General features: G+C 70.1%; 24 protein-coding genes. 14 read left to right on the plus strand and 10 right to left on the minus strand.

Annotated features, from left to right (window positions below):
• Nucleotides 1-60 precede the first annotated feature (60 nt).
• Complete coding sequence (locus ACTJI8_RS04785) at nt 61-429, plus strand: Fe-S oxidoreductase (protein WP_440732447.1); 369 nt, start codon at nt 61-63, stop codon at nt 427-429.
• Between the two features lies 1 nt (nt 430).
• On the opposite strand, the gene ACTJI8_RS04790 is transcribed toward ACTJI8_RS04785, so the two are convergent.
• Entirely contained in the window at nt 431-895 is a 465-nt protein-coding gene (locus ACTJI8_RS04790; RefSeq protein ID WP_440732246.1) for an SIP domain-containing protein, read from the minus strand.
• A 67-nt stretch (nt 896-962) separates the two neighbouring features.
• Nucleotides 963-1,667: a tyrosine-protein phosphatase gene (locus ACTJI8_RS04795; RefSeq protein WP_440732247.1), complete on the minus strand. Its 705-nt coding sequence runs from the start codon at nt 1,665-1,667 to the stop codon at nt 963-965.
• A 164-nt stretch (nt 1,668-1,831) separates the two neighbouring features.
• Between ACTJI8_RS04795 and ACTJI8_RS04800 the strand changes: the two genes are divergently transcribed.
• From ACTJI8_RS04800 to ACTJI8_RS04835, 8 genes are all read left to right on the plus strand, one after another.
• Nucleotides 1,832-2,977 (plus strand): CaiB/BaiF CoA transferase family protein, encoded by a 1,146-nt coding sequence (locus ACTJI8_RS04800; protein ID WP_440732248.1) that lies wholly within the window; start codon nt 1,832-1,834, stop codon nt 2,975-2,977.
• A gap of 1 nt (nt 2,978) precedes the next feature.
• Nucleotides 2,979-4,169, plus strand: coding sequence for an acyl-CoA dehydrogenase family protein (locus tag ACTJI8_RS04805; RefSeq protein ID WP_440732249.1), 1,191 nt, complete (start codon nt 2,979-2,981; stop codon nt 4,167-4,169).
• 160 nt (nt 4,170-4,329) lie between these two features.
• Nucleotides 4,330-5,289 (plus strand): alpha/beta fold hydrolase, encoded by a 960-nt coding sequence (locus tag ACTJI8_RS04810; RefSeq protein WP_440732250.1) that lies wholly within the window; start codon nt 4,330-4,332, stop codon nt 5,287-5,289.
• Nucleotides 5,290-5,421: 132 nt separating this feature from the next.
• The gene (locus ACTJI8_RS04815) at nt 5,422-6,972 is read left to right on the plus strand and encodes an ABC transporter substrate-binding protein (RefSeq protein WP_440732251.1); all 1,551 of its coding nucleotides are present in this window, start codon (nt 5,422-5,424) and stop codon (nt 6,970-6,972) included.
• Nucleotides 6,973-6,982: 10 nt separating this feature from the next.
• Complete coding sequence (locus ACTJI8_RS04820; RefSeq protein ID WP_440732252.1) at nt 6,983-7,936, plus strand: ABC transporter permease; 954 nt, start codon at nt 6,983-6,985, stop codon at nt 7,934-7,936.
• Nucleotides 7,933-8,820 (plus strand): ABC transporter permease, encoded by an 888-nt coding sequence (locus ACTJI8_RS04825; protein WP_440732253.1) that lies wholly within the window; start codon nt 7,933-7,935, stop codon nt 8,818-8,820. The genes ACTJI8_RS04820 and ACTJI8_RS04825 overlap by 4 nt, the downstream gene beginning before the upstream one ends.
• On the plus strand, nt 8,817-9,605 hold the full coding sequence (locus ACTJI8_RS04830; protein WP_440732254.1) for an ATP-binding cassette domain-containing protein: 789 nt from the start codon (nt 8,817-8,819) through the stop codon (nt 9,603-9,605). Before ACTJI8_RS04825 ends, ACTJI8_RS04830 begins: the two co-directional genes overlap by 4 nt.
• Nucleotides 9,602-10,426 carry an ABC transporter ATP-binding protein gene (locus ACTJI8_RS04835; RefSeq protein ID WP_440732255.1) on the plus strand — a complete coding sequence of 275 codons (825 nt, stop codon included), beginning with the start codon at nt 9,602-9,604 and terminating at the stop codon, nt 10,424-10,426. Before ACTJI8_RS04830 ends, ACTJI8_RS04835 begins: the two co-directional genes overlap by 4 nt.
• A 15-nt stretch (nt 10,427-10,441) precedes the next feature.
• On the opposite strand, the gene ACTJI8_RS04840 is transcribed toward ACTJI8_RS04835, so the two are convergent.
• From ACTJI8_RS04840 to ACTJI8_RS04855, 4 genes are all read right to left on the minus strand, one after another.
• Nucleotides 10,442-11,629: an amidohydrolase family protein gene (locus ACTJI8_RS04840; RefSeq protein WP_440732256.1), complete on the minus strand. Its 1,188-nt coding sequence runs from the start codon at nt 11,627-11,629 to the stop codon at nt 10,442-10,444.
• Nucleotides 11,616-12,953 carry an aspartate aminotransferase family protein gene (locus ACTJI8_RS04845; RefSeq protein WP_440732257.1) on the minus strand — a complete coding sequence of 446 codons (1,338 nt, stop codon included), beginning with the start codon at nt 12,951-12,953 and terminating at the stop codon, nt 11,616-11,618. The genes ACTJI8_RS04840 and ACTJI8_RS04845 overlap by 14 nt, the downstream gene beginning before the upstream one ends.
• On the minus strand, nt 12,950-14,485 hold the full coding sequence (locus tag ACTJI8_RS04850; protein WP_440732258.1) for an APC family permease: 1,536 nt from the start codon (nt 14,483-14,485) through the stop codon (nt 12,950-12,952). Before ACTJI8_RS04850 ends, ACTJI8_RS04845 begins: the two co-directional genes overlap by 4 nt.
• 137 nt (nt 14,486-14,622) lie before the next feature.
• Entirely contained in the window at nt 14,623-15,996 is a 1,374-nt protein-coding gene (locus tag ACTJI8_RS04855) for a glutamine synthetase family protein (RefSeq protein WP_440732259.1), read from the minus strand.
• Nucleotides 15,997-16,178: 182 nt separating this feature from the next.
• Here ACTJI8_RS04855 and ACTJI8_RS04860 point away from each other — a divergent pair, with 182 nt between their 5' ends.
• The 4 genes from ACTJI8_RS04860 (at nt 16,179) to ACTJI8_RS04875 (ending at nt 19,597) form a co-directional block, all read left to right on the plus strand.
• A complete protein-coding gene (locus ACTJI8_RS04860; RefSeq protein WP_440732260.1) occupies nt 16,179-16,991 on the plus strand; it encodes a class II glutamine amidotransferase in 813 nt (270 codons plus the stop codon).
• Between the two features lie 13 nt (nt 16,992-17,004).
• Nucleotides 17,005-17,862: a MurR/RpiR family transcriptional regulator gene (locus tag ACTJI8_RS04865; RefSeq protein ID WP_440732261.1), complete on the plus strand. Its 858-nt coding sequence runs from the start codon at nt 17,005-17,007 to the stop codon at nt 17,860-17,862.
• Nucleotides 17,863-18,009: 147 nt separating this feature from the next.
• Nucleotides 18,010-19,398, plus strand: coding sequence for a hypothetical protein (locus ACTJI8_RS04870; protein ID WP_440732262.1), 1,389 nt, complete (start codon nt 18,010-18,012; stop codon nt 19,396-19,398).
• A gap of 19 nt (nt 19,399-19,417) precedes the next feature.
• A complete protein-coding gene (locus tag ACTJI8_RS04875) occupies nt 19,418-19,597 on the plus strand; it encodes a hypothetical protein (protein ID WP_440732263.1) in 180 nt (59 codons plus the stop codon).
• Between the two features lie 22 nt (nt 19,598-19,619).
• On the opposite strand, the gene ACTJI8_RS04880 is transcribed toward ACTJI8_RS04875, so the two are convergent.
• Genes ACTJI8_RS04880 through ACTJI8_RS04895 form a run of 4 tightly spaced genes read right to left on the minus strand, consistent with a single transcriptional unit; the run spans nt 19,620 to nt 22,382 of the window.
• The gene (locus tag ACTJI8_RS04880) at nt 19,620-20,156 is read right to left on the minus strand and encodes an N-acetyltransferase family protein (protein WP_440732264.1); all 537 of its coding nucleotides are present in this window, start codon (nt 20,154-20,156) and stop codon (nt 19,620-19,622) included.
• Nucleotides 20,153-20,842: a uracil-DNA glycosylase gene (locus ACTJI8_RS04885; protein WP_440732265.1), complete on the minus strand. Its 690-nt coding sequence runs from the start codon at nt 20,840-20,842 to the stop codon at nt 20,153-20,155. Before ACTJI8_RS04885 ends, ACTJI8_RS04880 begins: the two co-directional genes overlap by 4 nt.
• Nucleotides 20,842-21,567 carry a Type 1 glutamine amidotransferase-like domain-containing protein gene (locus ACTJI8_RS04890; protein WP_440732266.1) on the minus strand — a complete coding sequence of 242 codons (726 nt, stop codon included), beginning with the start codon at nt 21,565-21,567 and terminating at the stop codon, nt 20,842-20,844. Before ACTJI8_RS04890 ends, ACTJI8_RS04885 begins: the two co-directional genes overlap by 1 nt.
• 2 nt (nt 21,568-21,569) lie before the next feature.
• On the minus strand, nt 21,570-22,382 hold the full coding sequence (locus ACTJI8_RS04895) for an SDR family oxidoreductase (protein ID WP_440732267.1): 813 nt from the start codon (nt 22,380-22,382) through the stop codon (nt 21,570-21,572).
• Nucleotides 22,383-22,617: 235 nt separating this feature from the next.
• On the opposite strand from ACTJI8_RS04895, the gene ACTJI8_RS04900 reads away from it, so the two are divergent.
• Nucleotides 22,618-23,940: a bifunctional o-acetylhomoserine/o-acetylserine sulfhydrylase gene (locus ACTJI8_RS04900; protein WP_440732268.1), complete on the plus strand. Its 1,323-nt coding sequence runs from the start codon at nt 22,618-22,620 to the stop codon at nt 23,938-23,940.
• Nucleotides 23,941-24,005: the final 65 nt, after the last annotated feature.

Genomic DNA, 24,005 nt, shown 5'->3' on the forward strand with positions numbered 1-24,005 from the left:
GCCGCGATCGAAGCCGAGGCCGCCGAGATCCTGGAGCGGTCCCGGCGTCGGGACCTGCGTCTGCCCTCGGTGCTGCTGCGCTCCCCGATCAGCCGTCTCGGATACGCCTGGGGCATGGCCGTGGGCTGGATCTGGGGCGGTCTGTGGAGCACCGGCGAGATCGAACGTCGCGAGGGGCTGTGGATCTTCCGCGGAATGCCCGCGTGGACCTTCGCGCGAGGTGGCGTCTGCGTCGCGGGCTGCTACCTCACCGGCGACGACGTGCCGGACGACCGCGTCCTGCGACATGAGGCCGTGCACAAGCAGCAGTGGCTGCGCTACGGCCTTCTGATGCCGTTCCTGTACCTGTTCGCGGGACGGGACCCGCTGCGCAACCGCTTCGAGATCGAAGCAGGTCTGGAGGACGGGCACTACCTGCCGAGGCGGTGACTCAGGACAGCCCGAAGCGCTCCGGTGCGGTGATCCGCTCGGCGGCCATGCCCAGCCGCTCCCGAAGGTGCTCGGCGATGTCGGCCGTGCCGAGGAAGCCGCAGAGCAGCGTCACCGTAGTGTGCTCCCCCGCGCCGTCGCACAGCATCTCGTCGGACCAGGCGATCGCGGCACGAGCTGCGGCGGTGCCGCGCGCGCAGCGACGCCCGGTGCCGGGCTCGCCCGTACGCGAACTCCTCGGCAGCCAGCTGACGGTCATCCGCGGAGGTGCGGAGACCGTGGAGATGGAGTCGGCATCGGGCACCTCGATGAACACGCGGCCGGTCGCGCACAGCGGCAACGTCGCCAGAGCCGCCTCCAGTTCGGCCAAGGATCCCTCGTCGGCGACGATCAGATGCTGGGCCTTCGTGGAGCGACGCTGGGCACGGCGTTCGGCGCGTGCGGTGGTGCGGATCGCGGTGGTCATGATGTCTCTACGATATCACCGGATGAAGGGTTGCCTAACCTACCCCAAGACCGCCGCTGAGCGCCCTTCAGTCGACCAGCGCGGCTCCCAGAGCGTCCAGCTCGGCACGGCTCAGCCCGGCGCCGAGCAGATAGTCCGCCGCCGAGCCGTGTCGCTCGTCGATGCTCTTCAGCAGATCGCGCATCACCGGCGCCGGCGACTGAGTCGCCACCGCGATCGCGTCGTGGGCGATCGGCAGCCGCTCCTCGAGCCACTTCGCGATCGCTCGGTTGCGTGATTCCGGAAGCTGCGAGGCGGTCAGTGCGTAGTCGTCCACGATCGCATCGCGATCCGCGCCGACGGCGGCGAGCGCGAGCGCGACGCTGACGCCGGTGCGATCCTTGCCGAGCGTGCAGTGCACCAGCGTGGGCTCCCCCTCGGACAGGATCCGGACCACCTGGACGATGCGGTCCGCACCGTCCTCGACGATGTGCCGGTACAGGCCCGCGAGACTCACATCGCCCAGCAGGAACGAGGCGACGGACCCCGCGAACAGAGGAATGCGATCGATGCGCAGCCCGGGCAGCGCACACGGCTCGGCACTCGCCTCGCTGTCATCGCGGAGGTCGACGACGCGCGCGACCCGCTCGGTGAGGAACGAGTGCGCCTCCGGCCCGACGTGCGCGAGGTTCCCGGAGCGGAACAGTACACCCTCGCGAATACGGGAGGTGCCGGCCGGAATGCCGCCCACGTCGCGCAGATTCGTGATGCCGGGTACGTCGAGCAGGATCATCCGCGCCTCCTCACCGTTCGCCGTTGCCGCATGCCTCCAGCCTAGGGTGTGTCCGCCGCGTCGGGCCCGGTACCGGGCGGCCTCCGAGCCGGCCGGCGAGCGGCAAGGACTCGGGGCATCCCTAGGATGGAGCAGGTGCGTGACGGGCGGCGAAGGGGCTGACGATGAGCGTGGAGATCGGGCGGCGCGGCGTCCTCGACGACGTCCGCGTGGCGGACTTCTCCCGTGTACTGGCCGGCCCGTACGCGACCATGACCCTCGCTGACTTCGGCGCCGACGTGCTGAAGATCGAGCCGCCGGCCGGTGACGACACCCGGCACTGGCATCCACCCGTCGACGCCGACGGCACCGCCACCTACTTCGGCAGCGTCAATCGCAACAAGCGCTCCATCGCGCTGGATCTGACCCTGGACGCCGATCGCGCCCAGGCACTGCGACTCGCCGGTACCGCGGACGTGCTGATCGAGAACTTCCGTCCCGGGGTGATGGAGCGGTTCGGTCTCGGCTTCGACGCCGTCCGCGCCGTCAATCCCGGCATCGTGTACTGCTCGATCACCGGGTTCGGTACCGGCACGGGCGCCTCGCTCGCGGGGTACGACCTGCTCGTGCAGGCCGTGGGCGGGCTGATGTCGATCACCGGCGATCCGGAAGGATCCGCAGCGAAGGCCGGGGTCGCGCTGGTCGACGTGCTGTGCGGGCAGAACGCCGTGGCCGGCATCCTGCTCGCCCTGCGCGAGCGTGAGCGCACCGGCCTCGGCCAGCGCGTCGACGTCAATCTGCTGCAGAGCCTCCTGTCGGCGCTGACGAACCAGGCGGCCTCGACGCTCGCCACCGGGGTCCCGCCCCGGCGTCTGGGCAACCAGCATCCGTCGATCGCCCCCTACGCCCTGTTCCGCGCCGCAGACCGGGACCTGGTCATCGCCATCGGCAACGACAAGCAGTTCCGCGCGCTGGCCGTCGCGCTGGGACAGGCGGCGCTCGCGACCGATCCGCGCTTCCTCCGCAACGCCGACCGCGTCGCCCATCGGGATGCGCTCACGACGCTGATCGAGCAGGAGCTCGCGCACGCCGAAGCCGCGCACTGGATCGACCGGTTCCGTGCGGCAGGGATCCCCGCCGGCCTCGTGCACGACGTGGCGGAGGCGCTCGCCTTCGCCGAAGGATTGGGGCTCGATCCGGTGGTCGCGCTCGGGGCCTCCCGCACGATCGCGAACCCGATCCGGCTCGGCGACGCCCCGGCCGCCTATCGCACACCGCCGCCCGCTCTGAACGACTCCGCGCCCGCCGCCTGGCGCACCGAAAGGACCTGAGATGACGACTGCTCCCCGCATCGACGCCGTTTTCGACCTCGACGCTCTGCTCACCCCTGAGGAGCGCGACTGGCAGCTGCGCGCGCGGGCGTTCGCGCAGGAGCGGATCCTGCCGGTCATCGAGGAGGACTTCGAGAACGCGCATTTCCGCCGCGAGCTCATCGCCGAGCTCGGCGCCGGCGGATTCCTCGGCATGCACCTGACCGGCTACGGGTGTGCCGGCGCCGGCGCGGTGTCCTACGGCCTCGCCTGCCTCGAGCTGGAGGCGGCGGACAGCGGGTGGCGGACCTTCGTCTCGGTGCAGGGATCGCTGGCGATGAGCGCGATCGCGAAGTACGGCTCTGAACAGCAGAAGCAGGCCTGGCTGCCGCGCATGGCCACGGGCGATGCCGTCGGCTGCTTCGCGCTCACAGAGCCGCAGGGCGGCAGCGACCCTGCGGCCATGATCACCACGGCGCGCCAGGAGGGCGACGGCTGGGTGCTCGACGGCGCCAAGCGCTGGATCGGGCTCGCCTCCCTCGCCGATGTCGCCGTGGTCTGGGCGCGCGTGGACGATCCAGCGTTCGGCGACGGCGGGCGGGCGGTACGGGGCTTCCTCGTGCCGACCACGACACCGGGGTTCACCGCGACTCCGATCACGGGCAAGCTGTCCATGCGCGCATCCGTGCAGTGCGATGTCGCTCTCGAGAGCGTCCGCCTTCCCGCGGATGCGATGCTTCCCGGCGCCGAGGGGCTCTCCGGCCCGTTCGGATGCCTGAACGAGGCGCGCTACGGCATCATCTGGGGTGCGATGGGGGCGGCGCGCAGCTGCCTCGAGGCGGCGCTGGATCGCTCGACGAGCCGGGAGGTGTTCGGCAAGCCGATCGGGGCCAACCAGCTCACACAGGCCAAGCTCGCCGACATGCTCGTCGAGGTCGAGAAGGGCGTGCTGCTCGCCCTGCATCTCGGGCGCCTCAAGGAGCGCGGCGCGCTCACCGCCGCGCAGATCTCCGTCGGCAAGCTGAACAGCGTGCGCGAGGCGCTCGAGATCGCGCACCAGGCGCGCACGATCCTTGCGGGCGATGGCATCACGAACGCCTATCCCGTGATGCGGCACGCGGCCAACCTCGAGTCGGTGCGCACCTACGAAGGCACCGATGAGATCCACCAGCTGGTGATCGGTCGAGCCCTCACCGGATTGAGCGCGTTCTGACCTGGGATCTCGACTCTGACCCGAGGCTTCCGATGAGGTTAGAGCATTCCGCCTGCATAGGCTCGCTCTGAATTACTGCAAGTTACCTCCTGTGACGCTCCGAGCGCGCACTTTGATCCCTCATTTCACGTCGGCGACTGCGCGGGAGCACAATGAGGGCGTGTCCCACGTCGCTCCAGAAGAGATCACCGAGTTCTCCTTCCTCGCCGGTCAGGCCGCGGCGCTCGGCGTCCCGATCCCACCGGTCGAACGCCTGAGCCTGACCCTCGCCGACGGTCGCACGCTGAGCGCGCTGCGCTACGGCGACGAACCGGTCGAGGTCACCCTGCTGCACGGCGCGGGCCTGAATGCGCACACCTGGGACACCACGGTGCTCGCCCTCGGCCGGCCCGCCCTGGCAATCGACCTCGCGGGCCATGGCGACTCCTCCTGGCGCGACGACGCCGACTACACCGGCCGCACCCTGGCCGCCGACGTGATCGAGGCACTGCGCACCTGGACCGACCGCCCGCAGGTGCTCGTCGGCCAGTCGCTGGGCGGGCTCACCGCGGCAGCGATCGCCGCCCGCGCCCCGGAGCTCGTGCGCGAGCTCCTCGTCGTCGACATCACCCCCGGCGTCGACCAGAGCGTCGGCCCCGCGGCCCTGCGCGAGTTCTACCGCGTGGTCGACGCCGCCTCCCGCGACGAGCTCGTCGACCGCGCCCAGCAGTTCGGCTTCGGCGGATCCCGGGATGACACCGCCCGCGGCGTGTTCCTGAACACGCGAGTCCGCCCCGACGGCCGCGTGGAGTGGAAGCACCACTTCGCGCACATCGCGGCTCGGCTGCTGGATGCGCCGCCCGCGGCGGCATCGACCGGAGCGCCGTCCGCGATCCTCGGCGAGCACGGCTGGGCGGATCTCGATGCCGTCGTCGCCCCGCTCTCCCTGGTCCGCGCCGGTCACGGGTTCGTCTCGGACGACGCCGAACAGGAGTTCCGCGCACGTGCTCCCCGCGCACGAGTCCTGCACCTCGAAGGCAGCCACAACCTGCAGGAGACGGCCCCCGCAGCCCTCGCCGAGATCATCCGCACCGCCGCAGACAGCATCGGCCCTGAGCCCGTCGAGGAGCCCGGATTGTGACGCCGCGTTCCGCCGCCGAAGCCCGGCGCTGAACCGCCGCCCTAGGCTCGACCGCACACCGCAAGACCCGCACGCACCGCACATCGCACACCCGCACAGCACCCCACAGCACCGCCCGAGAGGATCCCCCGCATGCACCGCACCCGCGCTGCCCTCGCCTCGCGCCGCCGCGCGCCGCGCCGCGCCGCCGTCGCCCTGCTCACCGGCCTGACGGCCGCCGCCCTCATGCTGTCCGCCTGCACCGGATCCCCCGCTCCGTCGGGAAGCAGCGCCTCGGGAGCCGCCGACGCGAACGCCACGCTCACGGTGGGCCTCGTGCTCGAACCGTCGAACCTCGACATCCGGCACACCAGCGGCGCCGCGCTCGAGCAGGTGCTCGTCGACAACATCTACGAGGGGCTGGTCAGCCGCACGCAGGACAACAAGATCATCGACCGGCTCGCGAAGAGCCACGACATCTCATCCGACGGCCTGACGTACACCTTCGTGCTGAACGACGGCATCACCTTCCACAACGGCACGAAGCTCACATCATCCGACGTCGTCGCCTCGCTGCAGACCGCCAAGGACGACAAGACCGTCCAGGGGCACGCCGACCTCGCCGACGTCGCGTCGATCGAAGCCAAGGATGACAAGACGGTCGTCATCACGCTCACGCAACCCAGTCAGAACTTCCTGTTCAGCCTCACCGGCGCCGCGGGCCTCGTGTTCCAGAAGGGCGACACGACCGACCTGCAGGCCGCCGAGAACGGCACGGGGCCGTTCACCCTCACGCAGTGGAAGAAGGGCGATTCGCTCTCCTTCGCCCGCAACGACACGTACTGGGGCGCCAAGGCCGGCGTGAAGAGCGTCGTCTTCGACTACATCCCCGATTTCACCGCCGGCGTGAACGCCGCGCAGAGCGGCACGCTGGACGTGCTCACCGCGGTGGACGCGAACCTCGCGCCGCAGCTCGATAAGAACGGGACCTTCACCATCACGAAGGGCCGTACCACCGACAAGGGGACCCTCGCGTTCAACAACGCCAAGGCCCCGCTGAACGACCAGCGCGTCCGCGAGGCGCTGCGCCTGGCGATCGACCACAAGGCGCTGATCGAGGCGCGCGGCGTCGGGACGACCCTGTACGGTCCGATCCCCCAGCTCGACCCCGGGTACAAGGATCTGTCCAGCACGGCGCCGTACGACCCGGAGAAGGCCAAGTCGCTGCTCAAGGAGGCGGGCCAGGAGAATCTCGCCCTCACCCTCACGATCCCCTCGTTCTACGGCACGACGGTTCCGCAGCTGCTCACCAGCGACTTCAAGAAGGTCGGCGTCACGCTCACGGTGAACTCGGTCGAGTTCCCCGCGTGGCTGGACTCCGTCTACACCAAGCACGACTACGACCTCAGCTTCGTGCTGCACGTCGAGCCGCGCGACTTCGGCAACTTCGCCAATCCGGACTACTACTTCGGCTACAACAACCCCGAGGTTCAGAAGCTCTACGCGCAGTCGCAGACCGAGTTGGACGCGAAGAAGTCGGCCGACCTGCTCTCCCAGGCCGCCGAGATCGTCGCGAAGGACGCCGCGGCCGACTGGCTGTACGAGGATCAGACCCTGACCGCGGTGCGTCCCGGGGTGAACGGCTTCCCGAAGGACTCGATCAACTCGCGGCTGGATCTGCGCGGCGTCACCGTCACCAAGTAGCCTCAGCCCTGTGCTCCGCTACGCGCTCACCCGGGGAGCCCTGCTCATCGCGGGGCTCCTCGTCGCGAGCGCGCTGATCTTCCTCGCGCTGCGGGTGTTCCCGGGCGACGTGGCGCAGCTGCTCGCGGGGAACAAGGCCACGCCGGAGCAGGTCGACGCGATCCGCAAGGGCCTCGGTCTCGATCAGCCGCTCGTGCTGCAGTACCTCGGCTGGATCGGGGGCGTGCTGCACGGCGACCTGGGCACGTCGCAGCTCAACGGCGCCTCGGTCGCCGCCGAGCTCGCCCAGAAGGCCCAGGTGACGGTGCCGCTCGCGACGCTGTCGCTGCTCGTCGCCCTGATCATCGCCATTCCCCTGGGCATCGGATCGGCCCTGCTGCGCGGACGCGCGGCCGGCACGGCGCTGAACACGGCCGCCCAGGCGGTCGCCGCCGTCCCGGTCGTCTGGGCGGGCATGATGCTGGTCGTGGTGTTCGCGGTGTGGCTGGGCTGGCTGCCCGCGCAGGGCTTCCCCCGTGGGGGCTGGGCGGATCCCGGCGCGGCGTTGCAGGCGCTGATCCTGCCCGCGTTCACGATCGGCACGATCGAGGGGGCGCTGCTGCTGCGCTTCGTGCGCAGCGCGACCCTGCAGGCCGCAGGACAGGACTTCGTGCGCACCGCGGCGGCGAAGGGGCTCACCCGCAACCGCGCCCTCCTCCGGCACGGACTGCCGGCGGTCGGGCTCTCGATCATCACCGTGCTCGGCATCCAGGTGGCCGGCATCATCGTCGGATCCGTCGTCGTCGAGCAGCTCTTCACGCTGCCGGGGATCGGGCGCATGCTCGTGGCCGACGTCGGCACGCGCGACCTCGTGAAGGTGCAGGGCGAGCTGCTCGTGCTCACCGGCATGGTGCTCATCATCGGCTTCGTCGTGGATCTGCTGCACCGCGCGCTCGACCCCCGGCAGCGGGAGGCCGACGAATGACCACGCTGCGCCGCCTCCGCTCCTCCGCCGCCGGGCTGTTCGGCCTCATCGTCGTGGCCGCGATCCTCGTCACTGCCGTCGTCTCGCTGTTCTGGACGCCGTTCGACCCGCGCGCCACCGATGTCGCCTCCCGCTGGCTGGCCCCGAGCTGGCCGCATCTGCTCGGCACCGACCTGACCGGTCGCGACATCCTGAGCCTGATCATGGCCGGATCCCGCACGACAGTGCTCGTGGCGGTCGGTGCGGGTGCGATCGCCACCCTCATCGGCCTCGCCCTCGGTGCGCTGGGCGCGCTCACGGCGCGCTGGATGCGCGAGACCGTGGCGGTGCTCGTCGACGTCCTCATCGCGTTCCCCGTGCTGATCATCGCGATGCTGATCTCCACGGTGCACGGCGGATCCCTCTGGGTCGTCGTCTGGGCCGTCGGGATCGGATTCGGCGTGAACGTCGCCCGGGTCACCCGCCCCGAGCTGCGGCGGGTGCAGCACAGCGACTTCGTGGTGGCCGGACGCGCCTCCGGCCTCACCCCGCTGCAGAACCTCGTGCAGCATCTGCTGCCCAACATCGCCCCTGTCTTCATCGTGCAGCTGAGCTGGGCCATGGCCACGGCGGTGCTCGCCGAGGCCGGGCTGTCGTACCTCGGCTTCGGCGCGTCGGTCGTCGACCCGTCCTGGGGCATCCTGCTGGCCGACCTGCAGCGCTACATCCAGATCCACCCGCTCACCGTGGTGTGGCCCGGGCTCGCGATCACGATCACGGTGCTCGCGTTCAACCTGCTCGGCGACGCGCTGCGCGACGCGACGGATCCCACGCTGCGCACCGGACGGCGCCCGGCGAACCGGGCGCGCGCCGGCCAGCCGCGCCTGCCGGAGGTGACCGCATGAGCCTCGAGGTGACCGACCTCGTCATCGAGATCGACGGCCGCCGGGTCGTGGACGGCATCTCGTTCGCCGTGCCGGATGGCACGCGCCTGGGACTCATCGGCGAGTCCGGATCCGGCAAGTCGCTCACCGCGCTCGCGATCATGGGGCTGCTGCCGGACGGCGCCACGGCGTTCGGCAGCGTGCGCTGGAACGGCCGGGAGATCCTGAACCTGCCCGACCGCGAGCTCGCCGGGATCCGCGGCGACGAGATCGGCATGGTGTTCCAGGAGCCGCGCACCGCTCTGAACCCGATCCGCACGATCGGCCGCCAGATCGCGGAGACGATCCGGATACACGAGCGCATCGGCCGGCGCGCCGCCAGGGTTCGAGCGATCGGCGAGGCGGCCCGCGTCGCTCTGCCGGATCCCGAGCGCATCGTGGACCGCTATCCGCATCAGCTGAGCGGCGGCCAGCGCCAGCGCGCCGCGATCGCCATCGCCCTCGCTGCGAGGCCGCGACTGCTCATCGCCGACGAGCCGACGACCGCGCTGGACGTGACCATCCAGGCCGGGGTGCTGCGCCTGCTGCTGTCGCTCGTGGAATCGGACGGGATGTCGCTCGTGTTCATCACGCACGACCTCGCCGTGCTCGCGCAGGTCGCGACGCACGCCGTCGTGCTCGCCGACGGCCGGGTGATCGAGTCCGGACCGCTCGAGACGCTGCTGACCGCGCCGGAATCGCCGATCACGCAGGGCCTGCTGCGCGACGCGACGGCGACCCTGTGGCGCGGGGAGGAGGAGGGATGAGCGACCCGATCACGGTGCCGGACGCCGCGCACGACGAGCCGCTGATCCGCGCGCGAAGGCTGCGCCGCAAGTACCTCGCAGCCCGGAAGGAACCGTTCGCGCGGCGGGCCCGCTCAGTCGCTCTGGACGACGTGGACCTCGATGTCATGGCAGGTCGCGCGCTCGGCATCATCGGCGAATCCGGATCCGGCAAATCCACCCTGATCCGGCTGCTGCTGGGGCTCGACCGCCCGACGGCGGGCACCGTGCACGTCGACGGACGCCCGGTGGACGCACGTGCGTCGGCGCGGGCGCTGCACTGGCTGCGCCGCGAGACGGGTCTGGTCTTCCAGGATCCGTACGCCTCTCTCGATCCGCGCCAGTCGGTCGGCCGGATCGTGTCGGAGCCTCTGCGCGCGCTGGGCATCGACGGCGATCACCGCGCCAGAGTCGCCGAGGTGCTCGACCGCGTCGGCCTGGATCCCGAGACGGCATCGCGCTACCCGCACGAGTTCTCCGGTGGCCAGCGTCAGCGCGTGGCCCTGGCCCGCGCGATCGCGCATCGACCCCGGATCCTGATCGGCGACGAACCGATGTCCGCTCTGGACGTCACCGTGCGCGCACAGATCCTCGACCTGCTCCGCGAGCTCAGCCGTGACGGCATGACCCTTGTGCTGGTGTCCCACGACATCGGCGTGGTGCAGAACCTGTGCGACGACGTCGCCGTGATGAAGGACGGACGCATCGTCGAGCACGGCCCCACCGCGCGTGTGCTGCACCACCCCGAGCAGGACTACACGAAGCGGCTGCTCGCGGCGATCCCCGTCATCCCGGGGCGCTGAGCCCCGGGAACGCGTTCAGAGCCGGTACACCCGGCGGGCGTTCTCGGCGCCGATCATCTCCAGCACGCGGCAGGCGTCGGCCTCGCTCCATTCCCCCTCGCGCACCCAACGGCCCAGAGCGACCGCCATTCCGCGCCGCCACAGGATCGATCCCACCAGGTGCAGTTCGGGCAGGCCGAACGCGTCCGAGGAGTAGAGCTGCTTCGCGAACGGGGCGAGCTCGAGAGCCTCCGCGACGAGCTGCCGGCTCTGCGCGCCGAGGTAGTTCACGCCAAGGCCGATGTCGAAGTAGACGTTGTCGAAGCCCTGCGCCAGGTACGCCGCCTCACGGTGGTACGGGTAGCAGTGCAGCAGCATGATCGGCGTGCGCTGCACGTCGGCGCGACGGAGCAGCGGCAGCAGCAGCATCGGGTTCGTGCGGTGCAGGTCGAGGTCGCGGTCGCCGAAGCCGACATGCACCTGCAGCGGCAGGCCGAGCGCGACCGCCGCGTGCACGACGAACGCTTCGAGCACAGGATCCGACAACCGCGGCTTCTCCTGGCCGAGCGCGGCCCAGCGCTCCACGGCTGCCGCCACGGCGGCGTCGGCCGGCGGCTCCCAGTCGATGTCGAAGCCGACGCGGTACGCGACGATGGTCTTGAAGCCGGTGGCCTCGACCGCGGCCTCGGTGATCGCCGCGCGGAACGCCTCGGCGAACTCGGCCGGGGCGACGCCGTCGGCGAGCAGCCCCTCGGCGACGAGCTCGAGACGTACGATCTCGCTGGTCGCACCGCCCGACTCCTCGGCCATCGCCGTCGGGTCCGTGATCGGGCGCAGGCTGAAGCCGGTGTCCATGACCCAGTGCTGGACGCCGGCGGGGCGCAGCAGCACCCGGTCCAGCTCGGCGGGGGCGAGCGCGCTGCGCGCCGCCCAGTACTCCTCGGCGGGCGCGTGCCGCTCGATGCCCAGCAGCGGGGCGCACCAGCGCCGGAATGCGAAACCGGGCTGGGAGTCGAACTGCGTCATGAACGCGGGGATCGGATCCGTCGACGCCTCGTTGAACGACTCCTCGAACGCGGCGCGGTCGATCGGATCGACGTAGCAGCCGTGCACGTGGTGGTCGACCAGCGCGAGCGACTGCGCGGTCTCGGCGAGGCGGGGCGGGATGCCCTCCAGCCCCTCCAGGATCCCGTTCTCCTCGAACGCGTGCTCACCAACCGGCATATTCCTGCACCTCCTCGTCGCTGACCCGACCCGCGATCGCATCGGCGATCGCCCGGTCGAGGATGTCCGCCGCGCGGTCGATCTCATCATCCGTGATGACGAGCGGCGGCGTGATCTCCAGGACGTTGCCGCCCACGTAATAGACGACCGCGCCGAGCTGCCAGGCCCGGTAGACGACGCGGCGTGCGAGCTCGCCGTCCGGCTGCAGCCCGTCGCGATCGCGGACCAGCTCGAGCCCGATCGTGAGCCCGCGTCCGCGTACATCGCCGATCCGCTCGGCCGACAGCCCGCCCTCGAGGCCCTCGCCCGCGGCCAGGCGCCGCAGCGCCGCCGCGAACCGGTCGCCGGCCTGAGCGGCCCGTTCGACGAGCCCCTCCTCGGCGATCGTCCGCAGCACGGCGCGGCCCGCCGCGGTCGACACGGGGTTGCCGGCAGTGGTCAGCAGGGCGGATCCGGCCGGGCGGTCCAGGATCGCGGCCGGTCCCACCGCCGCGGAGAGCGGGATCCCGGCGCCGAGCGCCTTGCCGAACGTGACGATCTCGGGCACGATGCCGTCGTGCTGGAACGCGTGCAGCGTGCCGGTGCGGGCAAGTCCGACCTTGACCTCGTCGACCACGAGCGGCACGCCGGCTGCGCGGCAGGCCTCGTGCACGGACCGCAGGAACCCGTCCGGCGGGACGACGAGCCCGCCGTCGGAGAGGATCGGCTCGACGATCAGGCAGGCGACGCGATCCGTGGCCAGGGCGTTGCGGATCGCGGCCAGGGATGCGGCGACGTCGGCGTCGGTCCCGGCCGGGCCGGGGCGGAACGGGTTCGGGTACCGCACGAGCACGAGATCCGGATCGCCGACGTGCCCGGCCTCGATCTGCTGCCCGGACACCCCCATCGCGAGCCCCAGGCCGCCGTGGTAGCCGTGCTCGAACGCGACGACGGTGCGGCGTCCGGACGCGTAACGACAGGAACGCAGCACCACGTCGTTGGCGTCGGATCCGGCATGGCCGAGGTAGACGCGGCGCTCGCCATCGCCCGACGCGGGGACGAGCGCGAGCAGGTCCTCCGCGAGGCCGACCGAGTCGGGGTGGATGGCCGACAGCCCGCCCGCGCCGGGCGCGGTCCGCACGGCGCGGGACACCGCCTCGACCACGGCGGGATGGCCGTGGCCGAGGCCGTTCGCGGTCCAGGTCGCGGACAGATCGATCAGTCCGCGCCCGGCCGGGTCCACCAGGACCGAGCCGTGGCCGCTGACGACCTCGAGCGGGAAGAAGCGCAGCTTCTCGACGCCCGCGATCGCCCGGGCGTCGCGCGCGAGCAGGGAGAGCGTCATCTGTCCTCGGCGGGGCCGGTGAGGTGGATCGGGTCGAGCTCCTTGCCCAGGCCGGGCAGTTCGAGCTCGCGGGCGAGCGAGGCGCCGACCTGCTTGGCGATCTTCGACGCAGCGAGCGCGAGGATCAGCCCGAGCGCGCACCAGAGCAGCGCGACGACGCCGGCCGCGGACGGATCCGCCGAGTCCTTCACGTTGAACCAGATCACGATGACGATCACGATCGCGCCGAGCACCGGCAGCACCGTGCCGAGCACGCGTCCGCCGCCGCCGTGCACGGCCTGGAACCGGCCGTGGTTGACGAAGTACACCGCGGCGACCTCGACCATCAGGTACGCGACCATGAGGCAGACCGTGCCGGCGACCGCGAAGTAGAAGTACGCGTCGATCGCGGCGTTGCCGGTGCCCATCACGGGCCAGCCGGTCGCGGCGCAGATCAGCAGCGTGACGACGACCACGGCGAGCACGAGCCAGGCCGCGCGACGCGGGCCGCCCTTGGGGTGCAGCACGCCGAGCGAGCGCGGGCCGAAGCCGTCGCGGGCGAACGCGTAGAGCATGCGGCTCGCGGTCGCGACCGTCGCCATGTGCGAGCCGAACGCGGCGCAGGTCGCGGTGAAGATCGCGATCACGCCGAACCACGGCCCGATGTACTGCGTGCCGAGGTCGCCCAGGGTGTTGCCGGAGGTGCCGAAGGCCTTGAGACCAGCCTCGTCGGTGCCGAAGCCGATGGTCTGGGCGAACATCACCACGACGAAGAGCACGCCGGTGATGATCAGGGTGCCGAACAGCGCTCGCGGGATGTTGCGCTTGGGGTTGTTCGTCTCCTCGCCGAGCGACGCGCAGGCCTCGAATCCGGCCCAAGACAGGAACGCCGCGACGACGCCCGAGAGCACCTGGCCGACGTCGATGCCGGTGAAGCTGAAGCTGGAGAAGTCGATGCCGGTGGTGTGCGCGCCGCCGTGCCCGAAGATCGCGATCACGAGGATGATCATCGCGATGATGCCGACACCCTCGATGATCAGCAGCACCTTGGCGATGAGCGCCACATCGCGCCCCGCGAGGAGGAAGGAGAGTGCAGCTCCGACGATCATGATGAGTGGCCACGGCAGCTGGATCGGGTGCTCGACGCCGGGCTGGAACGCCGCGATCAGCGCGTTCACGAACGCCGCGGTGAGGGCGAGCGTGCCGATCGAGAAGCCGACGTAGGCGCCGAGCATGGCCCAGCCGGAGAAGAAGCCGGTGCGGGGACCGACGGTGCCGCCGATCAGCCCGTAGGCGGATCCGGCGTGGTTGAGGTGGCGGGTCAGGCGCATGAAGCCGTAGCCGACGAGCGCGACGCCGATCGCGCCGATCACGAAGACGAGCGGCACGGACTTGCCGACGATCGCGACCAGACCCTGGCCGTTGCCGGACATAGCGAGGGTCGGACCGACGGTGGCGAGCGACAGGGCGAGTGCGGCCCAGAGCGGCAGGGCGCGGCGCGGCGCGGATTCAGGCGCCGCGGCGGGCGCGGAGCCGGGTTCGGTGGCGGACATTCGGGTCTCCTCCGTGGGGGATGGATGAGGGATGGTGCGGTTCGGGCCGCGGGTCGGGTGTCTTCGGTCGCTGAGCCTGTCGAAGTGGTCGATCAGGTGGGAGTCCCTTCGACAGGCTCAGGGACCGAGGCGGAGGCTCAGCTCCACGCGAGGCGGAAGGCCGCCGTGATCTCCGCGAGCGAGGCGTCGGCGTAAGCGGAGAGCTCGTGCCGCCGCACGGCGACCGCGCCCTCGACGATGCCGGGGCCGAAGAGCTCGTCGGCGAGCGCGGAGGAAGCGAGCCGGTCGAGTGCGGCAGACGGCTCGGCGTCGAGCCGGAGCCGAGCGGACTCGGGCGTCTCGGCGGGGTTGCCGACGACCTCCTCGGGCAGCGGCAGCTCGCGCTCGATGCCGCCCAGGGCGGATCCGAGGAAGGCCGCGGCAGCGAGGTAGAGATTCGCGCTCGGGTCGACGATCTTGAGCTCGATGTTCGCGCCGTGCGGGTTGCCCGGCGTGCCGGCGAGGAACCGCAGTGCGGCCTCGCGGTTCTCCAGGCCCCAGCACACCGCAGCTCCCGACCAGGATCCGGGCTTGAGTCGCAGCGACGAGACGACGGATCCGGCGTAGACCGCGAGCAGCTCGGACAGCCCGTCGAGCACGCCGCCGATCGCGCTGCCGCCCTCATCGGAGATGCCGTGCGGGCCGTCGCCGGTGCCGAACAGGTTCCGCCCATCGCGGGCGAGCGAGAGGTGCAGGTGCATGCCGTTGCCGGATCCGCCGACGAACGTGAGCGGCGAGAACGACGGCGCAAGTCCGTGCCGGGCGGCGACGAGGCCGATCAGGATCCGGGTGAGCACAGCGGTGTCGGCCATCTGCACGGGCGGCAGCGGCGCGAGGGAGACCTCGAACTGGTCGGTGCCGTACTCGGCGTGGATCTGCTCAGTGCCCACGTTCGCGTCCTCGAGCGCGCGGGTGAGGTCGGTGAGGAAGGCGCGGCGGGCCACGACCGAACGCATCCCGTACGCGGCCCAGGATCCGTCCTCGAGCTGCGAGCCGTCGACGTTCACGAGGGTGAACTCGAGCTCGGCGCCCATGAGCGCAGTCAGTCCTGCGGCGGCGACCCGCTGCTCCTGGTCGATGAGTCGGCCGCGGGCGCACAGCGCGGATCGCGCGCCGCTCTGCTCGTGATAGCAGGTGGGACCCCACGCCATCCCGTCGCCGATCGGACGGACGGCGGCGGCGTCGAGGCGCAGACGCAGGTCGCCGGAGACGCCGATGTCGCCGGTGAACGCGATGCCGTTGTCGGCGCAGAACACCACCCAGGAGGGCGAGGCCCCCATCCCGGAGTTCACGAAGCTCGGCAGCCGGCGCAGCGGGACGGCCTTGCTGCGGGTCACGCCCGCGAAGTCGAGGGCCGTGCCGACGAGCAGCTCGACACCATGGTCGCGGAGGGCGCGGACCGTGTCATCGAGCGCGGTGTCTTCGGGCACGGCGGATGCCTGGTCTCGGTCGTTCGGGTCGGGGTCGGTCACGGGGACATCCCTTCTTCGGGGTTCACTTCGTCGTGAGGCATCGTCGCAGCAGCCTGTTACGGCTTGATGTCATGCCTGTTACAGTGTTGCACACATTACAGATTCTGTTACGTTTGAACCAGAATCACTCGGAACGACGCGGTCGCAGCGATGAGGGCGACCGCCCGGAGCGGAGGTCTCCCATGTGTCGCCTGTTCGCGTACGTGTCCCCCGGCACGTCCACCGCCGACCGCGAGCTCGGCGAGGACGGCATCGAGAGTTTCCTCTCTCTGGCGCGGCTGCACGGAGACGGCTGGGGCTGGGCCGGTGTGGAGCACCTCGGCGACGCACCCGTCGTCCGCAAGTCGCCTCTGTCCGCCGCCGCCGACCCCGATTTCCGGCGCACGATCGGCACGGCCGGCCACGCCGCGATGATGCACCTGCGCTGGGCGACCCTCGGCCTGCCCGTCGAGCTGTGCAACGCCCACCCGTTCCGGCTCGGTGACGTCTCCTTCGAGCACAACGGATCCCTCAAGCCGATCGGCCGGGCCCGCGCGATGCTCTCGCCTGAGGCCCTCGCCCGCATGACCGGCGACACCGACAGTGAGATGTACTTCGTGCTCATCCAGGAGCAGCTCGATGCCGGCCTCGACCTGCCGGGCGCCACCCTCCAGGTGGTGCGGCGGTTGCGCGAAGCCTTCCCGCTGTCCAGCCTCAACGCGATCCTGCTCGACCGCGAGCAGCTCGTCGTGGTCCACGCAAGCGCCCGCAGCGTGCTGCCCGACGACGACCTCGACGAGATCGCCCAACTCGGCGGCCTGCCCGATGAGCACAATGAGGACTACTTCGCATTGCGGTGGAAGCGCTCCGCCGACGGCGCCGTGCTGATCAGCTCGACCGGCGTGGCCGGAACCGGCTGGACGCCGCTGCCCGCCGAATCGGTCACGACAGTGCAGCTGGGCGACGGAACGATGCGCACGGAGTCCCTCGACGCCCGGCACGCGAGCCCCGCGTGACAGACTGAGCCCTATGGCCGACGACGAGACCCTCGCCGACCTGGTCGCCGCATCGTTGCCCGAGCTCAGCCGTGCCGGGCGCCAGGTCGGCCGCGTGCTGCTCGCCGACTACCCGAGTGCAGGCCTGTCCACTCTGGCCGACCTCGCGGAGCGTGCCGGAGTGAGCCCTCCCACCGTGCTGCGCTTCGCGCAGAGCCTGGGCTTCGGCGGGTTCACGGAGTTCCAGCGCGCGCTGCGCGACGAGCTGACCCGACGCTCCTCCGGTCCGCTCGTGCGGCTGAGCGCCCCGGCAGAGGCCGGCACGCCGCGCGAGGTCGTGGTGCGCGATGCGACCGTGCAGGCCGAGCGCACCCTCGAGTCGTTCGCTCGGATCCCCGATGCCTCGTACGCCGCCGCCGTCGACCTGCTCGCGGATCCCGGTCGGCGCATCCTCCTCACCGGGGGCCGCTTCACCTATCTCGCGGCGTTCCACCTCGGCACGCACCTGCAGGAGCTGCGCGCGGGGGTGCGCATGTTCAACGACCCCTCGGGACATGACCTCGGTGCCGTCGTCGACATGACACCGCGCGATGTGCTGGTGCTGTTCGACTTCCACCGCTACCAGCGCAGCGCGGCCGACCTCGCCGCGGCGGCGAAGCGCCGCGGGGTCGCGCTGCTGCTCGTCACCGATGGTCTGGAATGCCCGATCGCGCCCCGCGCCGACGTCGTGCTCGACGTCGCGAGCTCGACCGATCACGCGTTCCAGAGCGACTCGGCGGCGTTCATGCTGAACGAGCAGCTGCTCAACCTTGTGCTCGAAAGGATCGGCGAGCCCGCGCACACGCGACTCGCGCTGTGGGAGCGCATGCGCGAGGGCGAACTGCTCACCTAACCTGCATGCCGCACCTACGGAATGCTGACCCACGGCCAAGCACAGCACCACTTCCGCCGGGATCGCGGTCGTCTCACAGGCCCGAAAACTGCGCCACAATGAACCCTCGGCGCCCCACGCGTCGCTTCGCTCGACGGAGCAACCATCATGCAGAATGTGGATATGTCTCCCCGAACCCTCTGGCGAAAAGACAACGCCGATCAAAAGATCGGTGAGGCGCTCGTCGATCTCATCATGTCATGGTCCGAGTGGTGCCATCGTCGCGTGGACAGCATTCATCCGCTCGAAGGAGAACGTGGTCGTCGTCGACATTCCATTGATTGCACCCCACCCCCTGACCCCCGTCTCCACCTGGACGACGCCCGAAGATCAGAAAAATCCATCGAAGGAAATGATGGGCAGATGATCCTTCCACTGGGCTTGGTTGCAAAAGGTCCGCTCCGTCATTTCGACGCGTGCGATCCTAATGGAACGCCGCTCCCCATTCTGCGCAGCGATGAGATTTCACAGTGCGAAGTATCAATGTTGGCGTACATGCTCGAGGTCGACGGGGTGCAGCTAACGACTGACGCTCGCGACGCTCTGCTTGAGCTCGTCGGACCCAAGACCTCGATCGCAGACCATGCTGCGGTTCGACGGTTGCTGACGACCGGGATCTGGCGCGATGTCCACGTGTGGTCACTCAAAGAGACCCCGACGGAGGTGACGCGCGGGATGATTCGCACGTTCTCCAGCCATTTCCTCCTACTGGCCGTTCTCGATTCTCGAATGGCCGGCACGAGACAGGTTCTCAAGTTTTCGTACCATTGGGGAATCTCGAACAAGATCGTGGACATTTTGTCGGCACCACTAATCGCAATCGGCGCATCAAGGCGCATCGAGGTTCCGCTGGATCAGGCCGCGGCAACACGCTCATTCCACTTCGAGTTTCAAACTCCAGATGGATTGAGATGTCTTGCTGTAAGATTGCCACCGTCGGGCAACGAAGGAACAACCTCTGGAGGAAGATCAGACTCGACGGGTCTTCCCGTCGCGCATGCACACGGATCGTATAGTTCGGAGCCAACCGAACCGGCGCGCGTCTACGTCCAGTTGCCCCGCAGAAGTCTTTGGCTTGCAACCACACTGGCTTCCTTATTCACGCTCGTTGTAGCTGCAGGTCTATTACTTCTCCCGTTCGCCAAGGAGGTGTGGTTGAAGGCACCTGACTCCGCGGCAGCGCTACTGATCGCTGCGCCAGCGGTCTACTTCGGCCTTCTCGCGGCTGGGCGAGAACACACGCTCGTGTCAGGCCCTTTAAGGTTCCTTCGATTGCTGATGTTCTTGTCCGCGGTGTCACTCTTTAGCATTGCAGCGAGTATCGTCGGAGAGCTTCATCAGCCTTGGTTGGACCTGCTGTGGTGGGCCATCCTCGTGTGGCATGTGGTCATCTTCGGCTTCCTCTTGATTGGGCGCATCACGGTTGCGGCTCTGATAGCGCGAAGGATGCGTTCCCACCGCGATGTCCGACCCCATACGTACGTTGGTCAGCTATAGTCCAGATCAGGAGGCCCTCATGAGCGACAAGAACTACGCTGTTAGCGGCGAACATCGCCCTCCCTTTGCGTTCGGCTCCAGTCGCATGACCTCGCTCGGTTCGTCAGGCGCGTTGATCATTGGCCCGAACTCGCCGCAGCATGTTGAGCAGTACCGCAGCAATGATTCTTGGGTGGGTAAGAGCCGGCACAAGCGATAGCCATCTGCTGTGCGCGTGGCGCTCAGAGCGACTTCTGCAGGAACAGCACGTCGAGGGTGCGGCCGAACTTCACGCCGACGTTCTTCAGGTGTCCGGCGTCCACGAAGCCGTAGCGGCGGTGCAGGGCGATCGAGGCTCCGGCCGCCGTGGGCTCGATCACGGCGATGAGCTCGTGCAGCCCCGCCTTCGCCGACGCGTCCAGCAGCGCTTCCAGCAGCGCCTTCCCGAGTCCGCGCCCTGCGGCGCCGGGGCTCAGGTAGATCGTGTTCTCCGCGCTGAACCGATAGGCCGACTTCGCGCGCCAGTGCTGCGCGTACGCGAAGCCGAGCACAACGCCATCCGAGTCCTCCGCGACGAGGAACGGCAGGCCCGTCTCCGCGAGGATCTCGAGCTTGTGCTCCCAGACCGCGAGATCGGTCTCCTCCTCGTCGAAGGTGACGGTGCTCGTGCGAACGTAGTGGTTGTAGATGTCCCGGATCGCGGCGAGATCCGGGCTCTGCACCGGTCGGATCCTCCCGGCGTCCCTGCCGGTCTGCGGCACGGTCGGGGTGTCGCTCATGCGATCCTCCAGTCGACGGGGTCCGCGCCCTGCTCCTCGAGCAAGGCGTTGACCCGCGAGAACGGCCGGGATCCGAAGAACCCGCGGCTCGCGGACAGCGGCGACGGGTGCGCGGAGGCGATGACCGGGGTCGAACCCAGCAGGGGGCGCAGCCCTTCGGCATCGCGGCCCCAGAGCACCGCGACGAGCGGGGCGTCGCGGGCGACGAGGGCGCGGATCGCGAGCTCGGTGACCTTCTCCCAGCCCCAGCCGCGGTGCGAGGCGGGTGTGCCGGGGCGCACCGTGAGCACCCTGTTCAGCAGCATGACGCCCTGATCGCTCCACGCCGAGAGATCGCCGTGCGCGGCCGGCGCGATTCCGAGGTCGGTCTCCAGCTCGCGGTAGATGTTCCCGAGACTGCGCGGCAACGGGCGCACCGCCTTGTCCACGGCGAAGGACAAGCCGATCGGATGCCCGGGAGTGGGATACGGATCCTGACCGACGATCAGGACCTTGACGTCGGCCAGCGGGCGGGCGAACGCGCGCAGCACGTTCTGCCCGGCCGGGAGATAGCCGCGGCCGGCGGCGGTCTCAGCGCGCAGCCGGTCCCCGAGCTCGGCGACGAGCGGCGCGACAGGAGCCAGGGCCTCCGCCCAGCCCGCATCGAGCTGGCCGTCCTCGGCGAGCTCGGCGAGCGTCCTGGGCATCAGAGCACCGCCCGATCGCTCGAGACGGTCACGCCCTCGGAGCCGGGGAACACCCGCCAGACGCTGCCCTCTCCCGCGATCCGCAGGCCCTCGGCGTCGGCGATGAGCACGGTGCTCTCATCGATCCCCAGCCCGCCGTCGAGGGCGCCGGCCTCGGTGGCGGCGATGAGGCGGCTGAGCGTGCCCCACTGCGCCACGTGCACGTCGATCGAGACGTCGACCAGACCGATCCCAGGCACGACGGTGATCTCGTCGAGATCCTCGGCGGTCTCCTCCGGGGCGATCGCGACCTCTCCGATCCGCCAGCCGCCGAGGATCGCGCGCTCGGCGGCGATCATGGCACCGGCCGAGAAGCCGAGATACGGCGTGCCGCCCTGCACCGCGGTGCGGATCACGTCGTACCCGGCTTCGAGGGCCGCATGGTACGCCGGGGTCAGCCCGCCCCCGATCGCGATCGCGATCGCGTCGACATCGTCGAAGACACCCGGATCCACCAGATCCGTCAGTCCGACGGTCGTCACGCGGGTGTCGAGAGCGATCGCGCCGTCTGCGGTGAGCGCATCGATGAGATTGGCGGCGTGGCCCGGATGCGCGTCCTCGCGCACGGTGACGACGGCCACGCGCGGCACGTCGACCCCCTTCGCGGCCGCGACGGCCTGCACCTCGGCGGTGAACGGCGCGAAGGCGGCGCGGCCGAAGCCGCCGCCGATCAGGTGCACGCCCATGGTCAGTCCTCCCCGCGCGGGCGCAGCGGCCCGCGCGCGAGCAGGTGCGCCGCGGCCTGGGCCACCGGGCGGATCACGACGAGGTCGAGGTTCACGTGCCCCGGCGCGTTCAAGGCGTAGGCGATCAGGTCGGCCACATCCGCAGCGACCAGCGGCGCCTCGACGCCCGAGTAGACGGCCTCTGCGGCGACCTCATCGCCGCCGAGGCGGCGCAGGGCGAACTCCTCGGTGTGCACGAGGCCCGGGGCGATCTCGGTGACCCGGATCGGCTCGCCGTTGAGCTCCTGGCGCAGCACCTGCGGGATCATCGACTCCGCCGCCTTCGCCGCGTTGTATCCGGATCCGCCCGGATACGACTGGCGGGCCGCGGTCGAGGTGAGGAACAGCAGGTCGGCGTGACCGCCGTGCGACGCGGCGGCACGCAGCTGCGGCAGCAGGGCCGCGGTGAGCTGCTGCACCGCGAGCACGTTCGCCTCGAACATCCACCGCCACTTCTCCGCGGATCCGTCCTCGACCCGCTCCGTGCCGCGGGCGCCACCCGCGACGTGCACGACCGCGTGCAGCGGTCCGGTCTGCGCCAGGTGCTCCGCGAGACCCGCGATCTGTTCCGCGTCGGTGAGGTCGGCGGCGTACGCCGTCGATCCGGTCTCCGCGGCGAGCGCCTGCAGGCGGTCCTCGCGGCGCGCGACGCCGACGACGTCCCAGCCACTCGCCCGCAGCGCCCGCACCGTCGCTTCGCCGATCCCGGTGCTCGCCCCCGTCACCACCGCACGTCTGCTGTTGTGGGGACCGTCGTTCATCGCGCTGTTCGCCATGCGTCAACGCTACGGGATCCACGCGCGCGCATCGACGACAGCCCATCGTCGATGCGACCTCCGGATCCGCGGAATCATGCGGCCGATCCCTGTTACGTCACATTTCCGCGGCCTTGTTGACAGCGGCCGCGGGTTCGTACTCTCGATACAACGCCACCGGTTCTCGCGCCCGTCGAAGCCACGGCCCACTGCCCTGCGACGCGGTTCGGTGTCGCTGATCCTGAAGGAGACACTCATGACCGCTGCAGAGAACTGGCGTTTCGAGACCAAGCAGATCCACTCCGGTGCTGCGCCGGATCCCGTCACCAAGGCCCGCGCCACGCCGATCTACCAGACCACGTCGTACGTGTTCGACAACGCGGACCACGCGGCGAACCTGTTCGCACTGGCCGAGTTCGGCAACATCTACACCCGCATCCAGAACCCGACTCAGGATGTGCTCGAGCAGCGCCTCGCCGCTCTCGAGGGCGGCACCGGCGCCCTCGTACTCGCGTCGGGTCAGGCCGCCTCGACCTTCGCGATCCTCAACATCGCCCAGGCCGGTGACCACTTCGTCTCGAGCTCCTCGATCTACGGCGGCACCTACAACCTGTTCAAGTACACGCTCGCCAAGCTCGGCATCGAGGTCACGTTCGTCGAGAACCAGGACGACATCGAAGAGTGGCGCCGCGCGGTCCGTCCCAACACCAAGCTGTTCTTCGCGGAGACCATCGGCAACCCGCAGATCAACGTCCTCGACATCAAGGGCGTCGCCGGCGCCGCGCACGAGGCGGGCGTGCCGCTCATCGTCGACAACACGATCGCAACCCCGTACCTGATCCGCCCGTTCGAGCACGGCGCCGACATCGTCGTGCACTCGGTCACCAAGTTCCTCGGCGGCCACGGCACGACGATCGGCGGCGCGATCATCGACGGCGGCTCCTTCGCCTGGTCGCAGAACGTGGAGAAGTTCCCGGGTCTCACCGAGCCGGACCCGTCGTACCACGGCGCCAGCTACACGGCGGCCGTCGGCGATGGCCTCGCCTACATCATCAAGGCCCGCGTGCAGCTGCTCCGCGACCTCGGATCCGCGATCGCGCCGCAGAGCGCCTGGAACCTCATCCAGGGCATCGAGACGCTGTCGCTGCGCATCGAGCGCCACGTGCAGAACGCGCAGGAGATCGCCGAGTGGCTGGACGGCCGCGACGACGTCGCCAGCGTGAACTACTCGGGGCTGCCCACGTCGCCGTGGTACGCCGCCGCGAACACCTACGCCCCGAAGGGCGTCGGCGCGGTCCTCTCGTTCGAGCTGAAGGGCGGCGTGGACGCCGGCCGCGAGTTCGTGAACAGCCTCACCCTGTTCAGCCACCTCGCCAACATCGGCGACGTCCGGTCGCTGGTGATCCACCCCGCCTCCACCACGCACGCCCAGCTCACCCCCGAGCAGCAGCTCACCACGGGCGTGACCCCGGGCCTCGTGCGCCTGTCGGTCGGTCTCGAGAACATCGAGGACCTCAAGGCGGACCTGGATCAGGCCCTCGCCGCGGCGCGCAAGGTCTCCGAGGCCGCCCGCGCCTGACGACTCCTCCTCAGAGACGGGAGCGGACCGAGCACCCCGACCCCCCGGGATCCCCCGCCTCCTTC

The organism is Microbacterium sp. 22303, from assembly GCF_052045265.1.
Classification (GTDB): Bacteria; Actinomycetota; Actinomycetes; order Actinomycetales; family Microbacteriaceae; genus Microbacterium.

Excerpts from the sequence above, each read along its gene's own strand:
- ACTJI8_RS04815 (WP_440732251.1), top strand. The coding sequence starts at position 5,422 with ATGCACCGCACCCGCGCTGCCCTCGCCTCGCGCCGCCGCGCGCCGCGC.
- ACTJI8_RS04800 (WP_440732248.1), top strand. The coding sequence starts at position 1,832 with ATGAGCGTGGAGATCGGGCGGCGCGGCGTCCTCGACGACGTCCGCGTG.
- ACTJI8_RS04845 (WP_440732257.1), bottom strand. The coding sequence starts at position 12,953 with ATGACGCTCTCCCTGCTCGCGCGCGACGCCCGGGCGATCGCGGGCGTC.
- ACTJI8_RS04805 (WP_440732249.1), top strand. The coding sequence starts at position 2,979 with ATGACGACTGCTCCCCGCATCGACGCCGTTTTCGACCTCGACGCTCTG.
- ACTJI8_RS04790 (WP_440732246.1), bottom strand. The coding sequence starts at position 895 with ATGACCACCGCGATCCGCACCACCGCACGCGCCGAACGCCGTGCCCAG.
- ACTJI8_RS04850 (WP_440732258.1), bottom strand. The coding sequence starts at position 14,485 with ATGTCCGCCACCGAACCCGGCTCCGCGCCCGCCGCGGCGCCTGAATCC.
- ACTJI8_RS04860 (WP_440732260.1), top strand. The coding sequence starts at position 16,179 with ATGTGTCGCCTGTTCGCGTACGTGTCCCCCGGCACGTCCACCGCCGAC.
- ACTJI8_RS04890 (WP_440732266.1), bottom strand. The coding sequence starts at position 21,567 with ATGGGCGTGCACCTGATCGGCGGCGGCTTCGGCCGCGCCGCCTTCGCG.
- ACTJI8_RS04830 (WP_440732254.1), top strand. The coding sequence starts at position 8,817 with ATGAGCCTCGAGGTGACCGACCTCGTCATCGAGATCGACGGCCGCCGG.
- ACTJI8_RS04795 (WP_440732247.1), bottom strand. The coding sequence starts at position 1,667 with ATGATCCTGCTCGACGTACCCGGCATCACGAATCTGCGCGACGTGGGC.
- ACTJI8_RS04900 (WP_440732268.1), top strand. The coding sequence starts at position 22,618 with ATGACCGCTGCAGAGAACTGGCGTTTCGAGACCAAGCAGATCCACTCC.
- ACTJI8_RS04870 (WP_440732262.1), top strand. The coding sequence starts at position 18,010 with ATGCAGAATGTGGATATGTCTCCCCGAACCCTCTGGCGAAAAGACAAC.
- ACTJI8_RS04825 (WP_440732253.1), top strand. The coding sequence starts at position 7,933 with ATGACCACGCTGCGCCGCCTCCGCTCCTCCGCCGCCGGGCTGTTCGGC.
- ACTJI8_RS04880 (WP_440732264.1), bottom strand. The coding sequence starts at position 20,156 with ATGAGCGACACCCCGACCGTGCCGCAGACCGGCAGGGACGCCGGGAGG.
- ACTJI8_RS04885 (WP_440732265.1), bottom strand. The coding sequence starts at position 20,842 with ATGCCCAGGACGCTCGCCGAGCTCGCCGAGGACGGCCAGCTCGATGCG.
- ACTJI8_RS04865 (WP_440732261.1), top strand. The coding sequence starts at position 17,005 with ATGGCCGACGACGAGACCCTCGCCGACCTGGTCGCCGCATCGTTGCCC.
- ACTJI8_RS04840 (WP_440732256.1), bottom strand. The coding sequence starts at position 11,629 with ATGCCGGTTGGTGAGCACGCGTTCGAGGAGAACGGGATCCTGGAGGGG.
- ACTJI8_RS04875 (WP_440732263.1), top strand. The coding sequence starts at position 19,418 with ATGAGCGACAAGAACTACGCTGTTAGCGGCGAACATCGCCCTCCCTTT.
- ACTJI8_RS04835 (WP_440732255.1), top strand. The coding sequence starts at position 9,602 with ATGAGCGACCCGATCACGGTGCCGGACGCCGCGCACGACGAGCCGCTG.
- ACTJI8_RS04895 (WP_440732267.1), bottom strand. The coding sequence starts at position 22,382 with ATGGCGAACAGCGCGATGAACGACGGTCCCCACAACAGCAGACGTGCG.